Here is a 14,710-nt window from a genome sequence, read left to right on the forward strand (position 1 = left end):
AGCAGTTTCCGCACCCCTCGCGTGGTCAGGGCGGTTGATCCGCCGCGCGCACAACCCGCCCGCCGTGCAGTACCAGCCGCCGTTCAGGATGCCCGGCCACCGCTTCGGCGGAGTTCGCCGCAGCGACGACCACCAGGTCAGCCCGGTTACCCGGCTGCAGTCCGTAATCGGCGAGTCCGAGTGCGGTGGCGGCGGAGTCGGTGATCAGCGACATTGCGAACCCGAGCTCGTCATCGGTCATCAGATCGCCCTCAAGGCCGATGATCGTGGCTCGTTCGAGCATGTCGCCCGTCCCGTAGGACCACCAGGCGTCGCGGATGTTGTCCGAGCCGGCGAACACGAGGACACCGTGTTCACGCAATCGCAGCACCGGCGGCATGGTCCCGGCCGGGCCGTTGGTCATCACCGCCACTCCCGCGGCGGCCAGCGCGATCGCGGTCCTGTCGAGCGCGACTTCATCGATCTGCCCGAGGCAATACGCATGGCTGACGGTCACTTTGCCGCCCATCCCAAGGGTTTTCGTCCGCTCGGCGATCGCCGAGAGTTGCCGGGTTCCGATCTCGCCGCCGTCGTGGAGGTGAATGTCGACGCCCGCGCCGTGACGCTCGGCCAGCCCGAACACGACGTCAAGCTGACCGTCGACATTCCCGTCGAACCCCGCCGGGTCGAGCCCGCCGATCACGTCTGCGCCCTCGGCCAGGGCTGCATCGAGCAGATCAGGTACGCCCGGGGCGGTCACGACGCCGCTCTGGGGAAACGCCACCAGTTGGATGCTGACCTTGTCGCGCAGGGATTCCCGAACCTCCAGCAGGTCGTGCAGGCCGGCGAGCTTCACATCGGGGTCGATGTCGACGTGGGAGCGAACGTGACCTGTGCCCAGCGAAACCATCTGCTCGGCCAACGCGGTGGCCCGAGTGGTGACGGGAACTCCGATCTTTGCGCGCAGTGCGCGCTCGTCGGCAATGCGTTCACGCAGCGACCCTGACGAACGATGCGGTTGCCACGGTGCGCCCCAGAAGGTCTTGTCCAGATGGCAATGGCCGTCGACGAATGCGGGCAGCAGCAGGGCACCGCCGCAGTCGACGACGTGCCGATCAGGACCCGCGATCGGCGAATCTGGTTGTCCGCGATCCACGATCGCCTCGATCCGTCCTTCTCGCAGCGTGACATCGACCCGACGGCCGTCGGGCAGCACGACGTCGACCAGCGCGTCGAGCACCGGGCCGGTCATGACGCCTCCGAAGTGAGCGGTCGCGATGGGTTCGCGAAAATGGCTCGGTTCCAAGGTAACCGGGCACCGAGCAGGCCATCGACGCTGAACCGCCCCGCCCCGGTGACGATCAGCAGCAGCATCGGGGCGGCCAGCGCGAGTACCAGCTCGAACCCGCCCTTCGCGACGAACAACCCATGGCCCGTGTGTGCGATCAGGAACGCGCCGACCATGGTGGCGAACAACAGAGCTGCCCACACCGGCGTGGCCAGACCGATGATCAACCCGATACCGCCCGCGAATTCGATGGTGGCCGCAACCACCGCGGACAACTCAGGTGCCGGGGCGCCCATGGCCGCGAAGCCCTGCTGGGTCGCGGCGATCCCGTTGGTGACGAACTTCTGCCACCCGTGCGCCAGAAAGATGACGCCGAGCCCCACGCGGGCCAACAGGATCAGTAGGTTGCGGATGGCCATTCTGGAGTGCTCCTTCTTCTCTTTGTTCCAACTCTGCCGACCGCCAGCCATAGTGTCCAAGTCGCAGATGTCATTGATACGATAGGTATCGCCTATACATTGGGTCGATGGAGCTGCGTCATCTCCGCTACCTGCTCGCCGTCGCCGAGCATGGCAACTTCACCCGGGCGGCCGAGGCCCTGCACGTGTCACAGCCGACACTGTCGCAGCAGATCAAACAGCTCGAACGCGAGGTGGGCGCAACACTGCTGGACCGCTCCGGGCGCACGGTCCGGCTCACCGACGCCGGCGCGGCATACGCCGGGCACGCCCGGCTGGCCATACAGGGCCTCGACGCCGCCCAGCGGGCGGTCCACGACGTCCAGGATCTGACTCGCGGGCACCTGCGGATAGCGATGACGCCGACGATCACCGCCTACCTGATCGGCCCGCTGGTGCGGGAGTTCCACGCCCAGCACCCCGGCGTCACCCTGACGGTCATCGAGACCACCCAGGACCTCATCGAAGCGGACCTGCTCGCCGACCGCATCGATCTGGGTATCGCGTTCGCCGGCCGGCACACCGCCGGCGTCGCCGCGTCCGCGCTCTTCACCGAGACGCTCAGCCTCGTGGTGGGCACCGCCCACCCGCATTCTCCGAACGTCGAGACATTCGCGATCGAAGGACTGCCCGCCCAACCCCTGGCCCTGCTGAGCCGAGACTTCGCCACCCGCAACTACATTGACGACTATTTCGCCGCGCACGGAGTCACACCGGACATCGTGATCGAGGCCAACTCCATCAGCGCACTGCTCGAGTTCGTGCGACTCGGCACGCTGGCCACGGTGCTGCCCGATGCGGTCACCCAGGCACACGCCGACCTGCATCCGATCCGGCCCGATCCCCCGCTGCCCTCACGCGAGGTCGTCCTGCTGCACCGGGAGGCCGGATACCAGTCCGCCGCGGCGCAGGCTTTCAGCGCGACGGCGGTGCGCCACGGCCCGCGCTACGGACATCTCTAGCCATAGGTGCTGCCTATAACTTCAATCGAAAGCAAGTATTGGACGCTATAGCGGCTGGGGGGCATGGTGGTTGCCATCTAGCCCCTACAGGGAAGGACACCAAAATGGTGCACGCCCAATTTGATCCGGCCGCTCGTCAACAGCTGGCCACCGCCGCAGTCGAGGCTAAGACCCGCAAGGACCTCACCTGGCAGCAGATCGCCGACGCCGCCGAACTCTCACCGGCGTTCGTGACCGCTGCCGTGCTCGGCCAGCACGCGCTGCCTGCCCAGTCGGCCGTCGCGGTGGCCGCACTGCTCGGACTCGACGACGACGCCGCGCTGCTGCTCCAGACCATCCCCACCCGCGGCTCGATCCCCGGCGGTGTCCCGACCGACCCGACGATCTACCGCTTCTACGAGATGCTGCAGGTCTACGGCACGACCCTCAAGGCGTTGGTCCACGAGCAGTTCGGCGACGGCATCATCAGCGCGATCAACTTCAAACTCGATGTCCGCAAGGTCGCCGACCCGGAGGGCGGCGAACGCGCCGTCATCACCCTGGACGGCAAATACCTTCCGACGAAGCCCTTTTGATCACCAGGCCCGCGAGAAATCCGCGTGGCGAGTGATCCATGCGTGCATGACGATTCCGGCGGCAACGCCTGCGTTCATGCTGCGGGTCGACCCGAACTGCGCGATGGATACCGTGACGGCCGCCCCGGCCTGCGCCTCCGGGGTGATGCCCGGGCCTTCCTGACCGAAGATCAGCAGGCAATCGCGGGGTAGTTCGGTCTCTTCCAGCCGCACGGCGCCGGGCACGTTGTCCACCGCGACGACGGTCAGCCCGGCGTCGGCGGCGAAGGACAACAATTCGGCGGTGGTGTCGTGGTGACAGAGCCGCTGATAGCGGTCGGTGACCATGGCGCCCCGCCGGTTCCACCGGCGCCGTCCGACAATGTGCACGGTGTCGACGGCGAAGGCGTTGGCGGTGCGCACCACGGCACCGATGTTGGCGTCGTTGCCGAAGTTCTCGATCGCGATGTGCAGCGGGTGCCGCCGCTGGTCGATGTCGGCGATGATCGCCGCCCGGGTCCAATACCGGTAGGCATCAACGACATTGCGGGTATCTCCGTCGCGCAGCAGCTCGGGGTCATAACGGGCGGCTTCTTCCCCGGAGGGCAGCGGGCCCTCCCAGGGCCCCACTCCGGGGGACTCTCCCCATTCGGTGGGGCCGACGGCCTCAGCCACCGGTGGTCCACAGGGCCGCGTGGGTGCCGATCACCGAAACCGACGCGTACAGCAGAGCCGCGTTCATCTCCCCCTGGGTGCACAGCGACGCCCGGACGTTCACCGCCTCACGCGAGGCCTCCGGCAGGAGCAGCAGCGACGAGCCGTACACCGTGCAGGCATGGCTGAGTCCCGGGGGCGGCAGCGTCGGGCCGGCCACCACCATCAGCGGGCCGCCACGCGCCGCCGAATCCTCCGCATAACGCTTTGCCGCACCATCGATTTCGAGGCCGAGCAGCATGGAGCCCTTGCCATTGAAGGCCGTGGGGTCACCGATCGCCGTCGGCGCCAACTGTCCGCCGTCGGCACTGAATGCATCGACGCTGGAGGTCTTGACGGTGACACCGGTGTCGTTGACGCTGGTGGGCAGCATGCCCACCGGAAAGGCCGCCGGGTAGGCCACTGTGGTACCCGGGATGCGCTCGCGCGGCGAGTACACATAGATCCCGCGCACCTGGTTCTGTTCGCGTTGCGGCCCCAAGCAGACTGTGCCGCTGAGCTTGTCGGGCGCCGGCGCGGACAGCGGCCGGATACCCAGGTTGGTGATGTCGTCGCAGCCGTGCAGCGCGTCGGCCTCGATCGGGTGCGCGAGGGCACCGTACAGACCGAACCGGATGTCCTCTGGTTTGGCGTGGGCATCGCCAGATGCGGTGCCCTCGACGTCGACCAGTACATGTTCGGAGTCGAACCGCAGATCCGACACCTTCAGGCGCCAGCCGAGGATGTCCAACGATTCCCCGAGTGCGGCGGTCGACGCTTCATACGTGCGGCCCGGTTGATCGGATGCGCAGCCCGCGGTGACGGCGAGAAGTACCGCCATCACCGCCGCGATCAGCGCCCGCACCGGCACAAGAATTCTGTTCTAAGTTCTCCCACGACCTTTTCCCACTGCTTTTGTCATGGCGCGCACCAGGTTTCGTGGAACCATCCGGCCCCCGGTGGTGAGCACCTTGTACTGCAGGCCGGGCACGATGACCACCTTGCCGGCGGCCACGTCGGCCAGGCAGTCGCGCACCACGTCCTCGACCTGCAGCCACAGGAACGACGGTGTGCCCGCCATGTCGATGCCCGCGCGGGCATGAAACTCGGTGTGGACGAACCCCGGGCACAGCGCGTGTACGCCAACCCCGGTGCCGCCCAGTCCGTTCGCCAGCCCCTCGGTGAACGAGACGACCCAGGCCTTGGAGGCCGAATATGTCGATCCGCGGCCGGGCACCAGCCCGGCGACACTGGCCACGTTGATGACGGTGCCGCTGCCCGCCTCGATCATCGCCGGCAGCGCGGCGTGCGTCAGCTCCATCACCGCGGTGACGTTGACATCCAGTTGGGCCTGCAATTGGGCGAGATCGGCGGTCCAGAACTCACCGGAGGTACCGAAGCCGGCGTTGTTCACCAACACCTGCACACCGGCGCGCAACCGGTCGGCGACCTTGGCCCGGTCGGGGGCGCACGCCAGGTCGGCGGGAAGCACTTCGACGTCTACGCCGGCCTCGTCGTGCAGTTCGGCAGCGAGTTGTTCCAGCCGGGCGCCGTCCCGCGCCACGAGGACGAGGTCATAGCCGTCGCGCGCGTACCGGCGGGCGAACCCGGCACCGAGGCCCGAGGTTGGTCCAGTGATCAGCGCGACGGGGCGAGGCATGCCGACAGGTTACTGAACTGTTCCGGTGCGCTGGCTAGCGCTGGTAGTGCGGTGCGTGACGGCCGTTGCGCGCCGGCGGCGGGGTCCGACGGACCGCATCCGGACGGCCGGGCTCCTGGCGCGGCTGGGTGTAGCGGCTCACGTCACCACGTCCGGGTGCCGCGTCAGCCCGGCCCGGAGGCAGCTCCCGACGCCCGGCGGGGGTCGGCGCCAACGGGCGGCTGGGCGAGCCTGCGCGACGTGCCAGCGCAGCTTGGCTGCCCTGACCCGACTGCGGTGCCACACCGTTCTGCGGAACCGGCGGCAGTACCCGCAGCAGGTCGTTGAACTGACGCACAGTGCGCAGCCCCTCGTCCCATTGGGCGCGGGTACTCGTGACCGGCATGCTGACGAGCGTCCAGTTCTGCTCGTTCCACATGATCTCGGCGCAATCGGGAGCGGTGTGGGCGAACGTGACCATCCGGCGGTCGCAGGCGCGGCGAGCGGCGTCGAGGTTGGTGGAGTACACCATCCGCGGACCGATCGCGCCGAGCAGCCAGATGTCGCTCTCCCGGGGCTCCTTGATGCCCTTGAGTCGCAGATCGACGACGACGTTCGTGCCGACCTTGCGGTGCAGCGCGATCACCGTTGCCACTTCTTCGATGTCAAAGATGAACACCGCCTCGCCACGGATCTGGCCGAGCACGACGTTCTTGGCCGTGACGTCACCGACGGTCGACATCACCCCGCGCTTCCAGCGCTTGAGGATCTCGTGCGACTCGTGCTCGTAATCGAAGCCATGCGACTTCGCCCACGACTTCCGGCGCCGTCCCAACCCACGTCGACGGTCGATGTCGACGTACAGCAATACGGCCGCACCCACGAAACAGAGTGCGGACAGCGTGAACCAGAGCGGGACCATCGGGCATAGCCTACTTGTTGACAGCGGGAATGCCTCCACCTTGTGAGGTCACAACCCGATTACTGGTGATCAGAGCGCCGTGACCGGGACTCTTCGAGGTACGTGACGATTGCGTTTGTGAGCCCTCGCCTGGCGACATCGAGGTCTGTATATGTGCCGAGTTGCCGCTCAGAGGTGATACCGCGCATCGCGCCGGGGATGAACGAGGCAACTTCACGTACCCGCTCGGGGTCCACGTCGAGGTCGGCAAAGGCCTGCTGACAGGTCTGCAGCCAGCTGTGCCCCCATGACGACAGCTCGGCGGCGGTCTTCGGATAGAGCCGTTCGAGTTCGGCATGGTCCCGTGGCAGCGCCGCGCGCAGATTCTCGATCGCCCGCGAATCGCTGGCGGTCAACCCGTCATAGAGCAGGTCGATGATGCCGGCGACGCGCTCACGCAATGGCGCGCTGTCGTGACGGTGGCTCAGCATGCCCGCACGGCGCTCGGCGGTGCGCTGCAGGACCGCAGCCCAGAACCCGTCGATATCGCCGAACTGGTATTTCACCGCACCCCAGGTGGCGCCGATGTCTTTGGCGATCCGGTTGGCCGAGACCGCCCCCGGATCGCCGGTTGCCAGCGCCTTGCGCGCGGCCTCCAACATGCTCTCCCGGGTGGCTTCACCGCGCCGATTGGTTCGGCGCGCGCTCACCTCGGTCATCTCAGGAGATTACCTCAATTTCACAGAACCCTCTTTCAAAGTTTCACAGAACCTCCTACGATTCGCGTCATGGCAAAACCACCGTTGTCGATGAAACCGACGGGATGGTTCCAAGTCGCCTGGTCGGACCAGGTGGGCACCGGGGCCGTGCACGCCATGAAGTACTTCGGCGAGGAGATGGTCGCCTGGCGCTCGGAATCCGGGCAGGTGACCGTGATGAACGCCTACTGCGAGCATCTGGGCGCCCACCTCGGATTCGGCGGCCACGTCGTCGGCGAGGTCATCCAATGTCCGTTCCACGGTTGGCAGTGGAATGCCGAGGGCCGCAACGTCTGCATCCCGTACCAGGACCGGCCCAACCGCGGCCGCCGGATGCGCACCTACCCCGTCGTCGAACGCAACGAGGCCATCTATGTTTGGCACGACATCGAAGGGCGTGAGCCGTTCTTCGATGCGCCGGATGTGTTCGCGTCCTTCGGTGACGGCAGCACCGCCGCCGACTACTACCCCCAGCAGCGGTTGTTCCGCGGGGGGCTCGAGCTGCATCCGCAGTACGTGCTGGAGAACGGCGTCGACTTCGCGCACTTCAAATTCGTGCACCAGACCCCGATCGTGCCGGTGTTCACCCGCCACGACTTCGCCGCGCCGATCTCCTACGTCGACTTCACCATCACGTTCGAGGGCGACGATCAACAGTCGATCGATGATGTGCGCAGCGGCGTCGAGGCGATCAACGGCGGTCTGGGCATCGCGGTGACCAAGAGCTGGGGAATGATCGACAACCGCACCATCTCGGCCGTCACCCCCGTCGACGAGTCCACCTCCGACGTGCGGTTCATGGTCTACATCGGCCGAACCCCCGGCAAGGACAGTCCCCGGGCTGCCCAGCGCGCCACCGATTTCGGCGACGAGGTGATCCGCCAGTTCACCCAGGACATCCACATCTGGTCACACCAGCGCTACTCCGATCCTCCGGCGCTGGCCACCGCCGAGTACGAGGGCTTCACCGCAATCCGCAAGTGGGCCATGCAGTTCTATCCAGACGGTCGGGGCGGCAGCGCCGCAGACCTGTCGCTTATACGGAAGGCAGACACCCTATGACCGAGAAGCTCCGCGTTTTCCAGGTGGCGACCGGCAACGTCGGCACCGAGATGATCAAGCGCATCAGCAAGCGACCCGACCTCGAACTTGTCGGATTGCATTGCTACACACCGGAAAAGGTGGGCCGCGATGCCGGTGAGATCGCCGGCATCGATCCGATCGGGGTGACAGCGACGGGCTCGATCGACGAGATCATCGCCGCCAAGCCCGACGTATTGACGTTCCACGGCGTCTTTCCGGATGAGGACCTCTACGTGAAAGTCCTTGAGGCCGGGATCAACATCGTCACCACCGCCGACTGGATCACCGGCTGGCACCGCGACACCAACCACCCGCATCCGTCCGGCAAGCCGGTGTCTCAGCTGCTGGCCGAGGCGTGCGCGAAGGGCTCGTCGACGTTCTACGGCACCGGGATGAACCCCGGCGTCAACCAGATCCTGGGCGTGGTGTGCTCGGCCGACGTCGCCGAGATCGAGAACGTCACCACCATCGAATCCGTCGATGTGTCATGCCATCACAGCAAGGACACCTGGATCGAGGTCGGCTACGGCCTGCCCGTCGACGATCCGTCGATCCCGGCCAAATTGGAGAAGTACACCCGGGTCTTCGCCGACAGCGTGCTGATGATGGCCGACTGCTTCGGGCTGGAACTCGACGAGGTCAAGTTCAGCTACGAGCTCGGCGCCTGCACCAAGGATGTCGACCTGGGCTGGTACACGCTGCCCAAGGGATCGCTGGGCGGCAACTACATCAAGTACCAGGGCATGGTCGACGGAGTGCCGCGCGTCGAAACCCACCTGGAATGGCAGATGACCCCGCACACCGATCCGAGCTGGGATATCAAGGGCTGCTACATCACCCAGATCAAGGGCGATCCGTGCGTTTACAACAAGCACATGATCTTCCCGAAACCCGGTGTGGACCTGTCCGATCCGGCCTCGTTCGCCTCGATCGGCATGACCGTGACCGGCCTGCCCGCACTCAACGCCATCGCGTCGGTGGTCAAAGCACCGCCGGGACTGTTGACGAGCGCCGACGTGCCGCTGCGGGGATTCGCCGGCAGGTTCAACATCTGACGGCTGGGAACATCGCGGCCGCGAGCTCCAGAATCTCCGGGCGGTCCGCGGGCAGAAGGAATCCGGCCTCGATTGTCCGGTCAAGCGCATCGGTGAAGCGGTCGAGATATTCGTCGACGCCGTCGGGGTAGAGCTCGCACAGCCTCGCGGCGTCGAACACCTCGCCCGACCCGAAAAGGAAGGACATGGGGCTCTCGTCCTTCGCGAGTCCCGACGTCCGCGCGATCGGGACATCGACCCACGGCGTGCGGACTCCGCCCTCGGCGAGCCCGTTCGCATCCAGGACGAGTCCCGGCGGGTCGCCGCCGGTCAAGGCGATCGGCGGTGCGCTCGGCGCGGGAGTGCCGGTGTGAACCCAGGTGTTGAGTGCGGCGATCGCGGCCTGCAGCGCATAGTGATGTTGGGGAGCGAAGTTGATGTAGTACGACAGTCGCGTGCCCATCAGCTCATTTGTGGGTGCGTACGCCGCGACGATGGCTTCGAGCGGCCTGGACCCGTCATCGATGAAACCGACGCGGATGGTGTAGTTGTCAGCGTGCGCGGTCCCCGGCACCTCCCAGGCCCGCAGAAACTCGTTGTCCGCCTGCCGCGCAGCGTGATAGCCCACGCGGAAGCCCCCGACGACATCGGTCTCGGCGAGCACGGTGAGCACCGGAACACGCAGATCCGGGCGGAAGGGCACGGCCACATCCGACCTGGCCTCGTCGAAGACGTGGGTGTCGTCGAGGGGTGCGGCATTGCCGAATCGCGAATGCACCAGAAAGCCGTCATACGTGGCGGCGCCCGGGTCCACGGCGTTGACGTACGTCGTCAGGAATGCCGCGGATTGCGACTCACCCACCGCCAGAACGGTCTCCGGCCGCAGACCGTCGATCGCGCCATCGCGGATCAGACGGCCGATCTGGGTGAAGATGTCGTAGGCGAAGGGGTCTCCCGGGTGGTTCAGCTCGGAATAGCGCTGCGGGTCTTGTGCTTTCAATGACATCTCGGCGCCTACAAGGCTCGTTCCGCCCTGGATGCCGACCTGTTGGACGGAGACCGCCACGTAGGTGTAGCCCGCACGGGCGATCTCCCGATGCGCCATGAACCAGACCGCGGGCGCGTCGATCCCGCCGCTGACATTCAGCCACTCGACGATCACGGTGCCGTTGGACTTCGCCGCATCCGTGGGCGAGATGACGACGATGCGGGTGGTGTAGTCCGCCTCGGACGGCACGGTGTCCGAATAGGACCTGGCCGTTCCGGACACGAAGAACTCCTCGGCGCCGTAACCCAGGTCGGCCAGGTCGTACGCGCCGAGGAGCAGGTTGGGTTTACCGGGGACCTTGGTGATCACCCGCCCATCTTTGCGCGAGCGGAAACAAAAGTGCCTAATTCCGATGGGAATTGGGCACTTTTGTGTCTTCCGTCAGGCTGGCTCAGCCCAGAACGAGGCTTTCGCCATCCGCGCTGACGTTGACCGGCACCACGTCACCGTCGTGCACCTCGCCGGCCAGCAGCATCTTCGCCAACTGGTCGCCGATGGCCTGCTGCACCAGGCGGCGCAGCGGACGGGCACCGTAGAGCGGGTCGAAACCACGCTCCGCCAGCCAGGTCTTGGCGGGCAGCGACACCTCGAGGGTGAGCCGGCGCTGCGCCAGCCGCTTCTGCAGCTGTTGTAGCTGGATGTCGACGATCGACACCAGCTGCTCGGGGTTGAGCGCGTCGAACATGATCACGTCGTCGAGCCGGTTGATGAACTCCGGCTTGAACGCCGCCCGCACCGCGGCCATCACCTGCTCCTCGGTGCCACCGGCACCCAGGTTGGAGGTCAGGATCAGGATCGTGTTGCGGAAGTCGACCGTGCGGCCTTGGCCGTCGGTCAACCGGCCCTCGTCGAGCACTTGCAGCAGCACGTCGAACACGTCCGGGTGCGCCTTCTCGATCTCGTCGAACAGGACCACCGTGTAGGGACGCCGGCGCACGGCCTCGGTCAGCTGACCGCCCTGGTCGTAGCCGATGTACCCGGGAGGCGCACCGACCAGCCGAGCCACCGAGTGCTTCTCGCCGTACTCGCTCATGTCGATGCGGACCATCGCACGCTCGTCGTCGAACAGGAACTCCGCCAACGCTTTTGCGAGCTCGGTCTTACCGACACCGGTCGGGCCCAGGAACATGAACGAACCTGTCGGCCGGTTGGGGTCGGCCACCCCGGCCCGGCTGCGGCGCACCGCATCCGACACCGCGGTCACCGCCGCCTTCTGGCCGATGACGCGCTTGCCCAGCTCCTCCTCCATGCGCAGCAGCTTGGCGGTCTCGCCTTCGAGCATCCGGCCGGCGGGAATGCCGGTCCACGCCTCGACCACGTCGGCGATGTCGTCGGGGCCGACCTCCTCCTTGAGCATCACGTTCTCGCGAGCCTCGGCCACGGGCAGCGCGGCGTCGAGCTTCTTCTCGACCTCGGGGATACGCCCGTAGCGCAGCTCTGCGGCCTTGGCCAGGTCGCCGTCGCGCTCGGCCCGGTCGGCCTCACCGCGCAACGTGTCCAGTTGCTCCTTGAACTCGCGGACGATGTCGATGGCGCCCTTCTCGTTCTGCCAACGAGTCGTGAGCTCCGCGAGCTTCTCCTTGTAGTCGGCCAGCTCACCGCGCAGCTTCTCCAGCCGGTCCTTCGACGCGTCGTCCTCTTCCTTGGACAGCGCCATCTCCTCGATCTCGAGGCGACGGACCAGCCGCTCGACCTCGTCGATCTCGACAGGCCGGGAGTCGATCTCCATGCGCAGCCGGGACGCGGCCTCGTCGACCAGGTCGATGGCCTTGTCCGGCAGGAACCGGCTGGTGATGTAGCGGTCACTCAACGTGGCCGCGGCGACCAGCGCGGAGTCGGTGATGCGCACGCCGTGATGCACCTCGTAGCGGTCCTTGAGGCCGCGCAGGATGCCGACGGTGTCCTCGACAGACGGCTCGCCGACGAGCACCTGCTGGAAGCGACGCTCCAGAGCGGCGTCCTTCTCGATGTACTTCCGGTACTCCTCGAGGGTCGTCGCGCCGACCAGTCGCAGCTCACCGCGGGCCAGCATGGGCTTGATCATGTTGCCGGCGTCCATCGCGGACTCGCCGGTGGCACCGGCGCCCACGATGGTGTGCAGCTCGTCGATGAACGTGATGACCTGGCCGGCCGAGTTCTTGATGTCGTCGAGGACAGCCTTGAGGCGTTCCTCGAATTCACCGCGGTACTTGGCACCGGCCACCATCGACCCGAGATCCAGGCTGATGACGGTCTTGTCCCGCAGGCTTTCGGGCACATCACCCGCGACGATGCGCTGGGCCAGGCCCTCGACGATCGCGGTCTTGCCGACGCCGGGCTCGCCGATGAGCACCGGGTTGTTCTTGGTGCGGCGGCTCAGGACCTGTACGACACGACGGATCTCGGTGTCGCGGCCGATGACCGGATCGAGCTTGCCCTCACGCGCGGCGGCGGTCAGGTCGGTGGAGTACTTCTCCAACGCCTGGTAGCTGCCCTCGGGGTCGGGGCTTGTGACGCGCGCGCTGCCGCGCACCTTGGTGAACGCCTCACGCAGCGCCTGCGGCGACGCGCCATGGCCCGTCAGCAGCTTGGCGACCTCGGAATTTCCGGTGGCCAGGCCGACCATCAGGTGCTCGGTGGAGACGTACTCGTCGTCCATCTCGGTGGCGAGGTGCTGCGCCGTCGTGATCGCGGTGATCGACTCGGGCGACAGCTGCGGCTGCGAGCTGGATCCACTCGCACTCGGCAGGCGGCCGACTATGCGCTCGGCTTCTGCGCGAATGGTTGCGGGCTCAACTCCGACCGCCTCCAGCAGTGGTGCGGCGATACCGTCGTTCTGCGTCAGCAACGCCATCAACAAATGGGCGGGGGTGATCTGCGGATTGCCTGCGGCGGTCGCCGCCTGCAACGCCGAGGTCAGCGCCGCCTGGGTCTTCGTGGTCGGGTTGAACGAGTCCACGACACCTCCCCTTCTGTGTCTATCCACGGCCATTTCGGCTACGTGGAAAATGCTTGTCGCGATGTACAACGTAGTCAAGGTTGAGTCTGTTCCGCTCAACTTTAAAAATTTTTCCCGGGCAGACTTGGTCGCGTGCACATCGCCCTCGTCGCCGCATCCGCTCCCAGCCACATGTACCCGCATTTGGCGGTGGTTCACGAGTTGACGCGCCGCGGCCATCGGGTGAGTTACCTGGTCAGCGGCCACCTGAGCGGGCTGGTTCGCCCGACCGGCGCCGACGTCGTGGAGTGCACGTCCATGCTTCCGGGTGCTCCGGGAGCGCCCGAGGATTGGGATGATGAGGGCGACCCGGTGACCGGCATGCGGATGTTCCTCGACGAGGCCATCCATGTGTTGCCCCAGCTTCACGCCGCCCTCGATGACGATCAGCCCGACCTGGTGCTCTACGACATCGGCGGCATGGCCGGTCCGGTGGCCGCGGAGCAATGGGGCGTGCCGTCAGCTCAGCTGTCCCCGAGCGAGGTGGCCTGGGAGGGCTACCACGACGACATGGCCGAAATACTCGATCCCATTCTCAACAGCCCAAGCGGCCTGGCCTACCGCCAGATGTTCGATGACTGGCTCACCGATTCGCGATCAGGGTTGACGTTCGACGACGTAACCGGTGTGCCGCGACGTTGTCTGGCGCTGATCCCCCGCGTCATGCAACGGAACGCCGACCGGGTCGGTGACCGCTACCGGTTCGTGGGGCCGTGCATCGATCCACGTCGTGCAGGTCCGCGTGACTGGACCCCGCCGGACGGCGACGGCCCGCTGGCCCTACTCGCCTTCGGCACGGCCTACACCGACCGAGCCGACGTCTATCGCAACGTGATCGGGGCGCTCGACGGTCTGGGTTGGCGGCTGGTGCTCGCCACGGGCGGTGCCGACGTGGGTCCGGTGCCCTCGTGGGTTCAACTGCGCGACACCGTTCCCCAACCGGCGGTGTTGCGGGTGGCCGACTGCTTCATCACCCACGCCGGCATGGGCTCGTGCACCGAAGGACTGTGGTTCGGGGTACCGATGGTGGCGATTCCGCAGGCCGTCGATCAGCCCGCCAATGCCGCCAGACTGGAGACCATCGGCGTCGGCCGTCACCTCGCAGACCATCTCCCCAGAATCGCCGAGATCCGCAACGCGGTACTCGGTGTCGCGGCCGATCAGCAGATCCGAACGAACCTCGACGCCATTCGCGACGAGATCCGTGCCCATGGCGGGCCGGGGCACGCCGCCGACGCCGTCGAGGACGTTGCGACCGGCCGTTGGTGAGCACCCAGCTCCCGCGTGACTCGATGCTTGCTAGGTTTTGCTCGGATACTGCATCGAGAGGGCGGCC

The 14,710-nt window shown here is 66.6% G+C and carries 14 protein-coding genes; 5 read left to right on the plus strand and 9 right to left on the minus strand.

All coding sequences use genetic code 11. The features are described 5' to 3' along the window. Positions 1-25: 25 nt before the first annotated feature. Positions 26-1,231: an amidohydrolase family protein gene (locus ACWEFV_RS05395; RefSeq protein ID WP_450069340.1), complete on the minus strand. Its 1,206-nt coding sequence runs from the start codon at positions 1,229-1,231 to the stop codon at positions 26-28. After that, positions 1,228-1,686, minus strand: coding sequence for a DoxX family protein (locus ACWEFV_RS05400; RefSeq protein WP_450069341.1), 459 nt, complete (start codon positions 1,684-1,686; stop codon positions 1,228-1,230). Before ACWEFV_RS05400 ends, ACWEFV_RS05395 begins: the two co-directional genes overlap by 4 nt. Positions 1,687-1,793: 107 nt before the next feature. On the opposite strand from ACWEFV_RS05400, the gene cynR reads away from it, so the two are divergent. Both cynR and cynS read left to right on the plus strand, forming a co-directional pair. Next, positions 1,794-2,687, plus strand: a complete 894-nt coding sequence (cynR, locus tag ACWEFV_RS05405; protein ID WP_450069342.1) for a transcriptional regulator CynR — start codon at positions 1,794-1,796, stop codon at positions 2,685-2,687. Positions 2,688-2,791: 104 nt separating this feature from the next. After that, positions 2,792-3,262 (plus strand): cyanase, encoded by a 471-nt coding sequence (cynS, locus tag ACWEFV_RS05410; protein WP_450069343.1) that lies wholly within the window; start codon positions 2,792-2,794, stop codon positions 3,260-3,262. Here the strand turns inward: cynS and ACWEFV_RS05415 are convergent, their stop codons facing one another. From ACWEFV_RS05415 to ACWEFV_RS05435, 5 genes are read right to left on the minus strand one after another with little or no spacing between them, the layout of a single operon-like run. Next, entirely contained in the window at positions 3,263-3,916 is a 654-nt protein-coding gene (locus ACWEFV_RS05415) for a TrmH family RNA methyltransferase (RefSeq protein WP_450069344.1), read from the minus strand. Further along, complete coding sequence (locus ACWEFV_RS05420) at positions 3,909-4,799, minus strand: hypothetical protein (RefSeq protein WP_135452056.1); 891 nt, start codon at positions 4,797-4,799, stop codon at positions 3,909-3,911. The genes ACWEFV_RS05415 and ACWEFV_RS05420 overlap by 8 nt, the downstream gene beginning before the upstream one ends. An 18-nt stretch (positions 4,800-4,817) precedes the next feature. Continuing rightward, positions 4,818-5,594: an SDR family NAD(P)-dependent oxidoreductase gene (locus ACWEFV_RS05425; protein ID WP_450069345.1), complete on the minus strand. Its 777-nt coding sequence runs from the start codon at positions 5,592-5,594 to the stop codon at positions 4,818-4,820. A gap of 34 nt (positions 5,595-5,628) precedes the next feature. After that, positions 5,629-6,495, minus strand: a complete 867-nt coding sequence (gene ttfA / locus ACWEFV_RS05430; protein WP_135452052.1) for a trehalose monomycolate transport factor TtfA — start codon at positions 6,493-6,495, stop codon at positions 5,629-5,631. A 59-nt stretch (positions 6,496-6,554) separates the two neighbouring features. Then, on the minus strand, positions 6,555-7,193 hold the full coding sequence (locus tag ACWEFV_RS05435) for a TetR/AcrR family transcriptional regulator (RefSeq protein ID WP_135452050.1): 639 nt from the start codon (positions 7,191-7,193) through the stop codon (positions 6,555-6,557). Positions 7,194-7,262: 69 nt separating this feature from the next. Here ACWEFV_RS05435 and ACWEFV_RS05440 point away from each other — a divergent pair, with 69 nt between their 5' ends. Continuing rightward, positions 7,263-8,294, plus strand: coding sequence for a Rieske 2Fe-2S domain-containing protein (locus tag ACWEFV_RS05440; RefSeq protein ID WP_450069346.1), 1,032 nt, complete (start codon positions 7,263-7,265; stop codon positions 8,292-8,294). Then, on the plus strand, positions 8,291-9,370 hold the full coding sequence (locus tag ACWEFV_RS05445; RefSeq protein ID WP_450069347.1) for an NAD(P)H-dependent amine dehydrogenase family protein: 1,080 nt from the start codon (positions 8,291-8,293) through the stop codon (positions 9,368-9,370). Before ACWEFV_RS05440 ends, ACWEFV_RS05445 begins: the two co-directional genes overlap by 4 nt. Here the strand turns inward: ACWEFV_RS05445 and ACWEFV_RS05450 are convergent. Together ACWEFV_RS05450 and clpB are read right to left on the minus strand one after the other, a co-directional pair. Then, complete coding sequence (locus ACWEFV_RS05450; protein ID WP_450069348.1) at positions 9,360-10,706, minus strand: alpha/beta hydrolase domain-containing protein; 1,347 nt, start codon at positions 10,704-10,706, stop codon at positions 9,360-9,362. The genes ACWEFV_RS05445 and ACWEFV_RS05450 overlap by 11 nt on opposite strands. A gap of 82 nt (positions 10,707-10,788) precedes the next feature. Next, a complete protein-coding gene (gene clpB, locus ACWEFV_RS05455; protein ID WP_135452041.1) occupies positions 10,789-13,335 on the minus strand; it encodes an ATP-dependent chaperone ClpB in 2,547 nt (848 codons plus the stop codon). Positions 13,336-13,467: 132 nt separating this feature from the next. On the opposite strand from clpB, the gene ACWEFV_RS05460 reads away from it, so the two are divergent. Then, positions 13,468-14,643 (plus strand): macrolide family glycosyltransferase, encoded by a 1,176-nt coding sequence (locus ACWEFV_RS05460; RefSeq protein WP_450069349.1) that lies wholly within the window; start codon positions 13,468-13,470, stop codon positions 14,641-14,643. The last annotated feature ends 67 nt before the right edge of the window (positions 14,644-14,710 follow it).

Source organism: Mycobacterium sp. NPDC004974 (genome assembly GCF_053600815.1).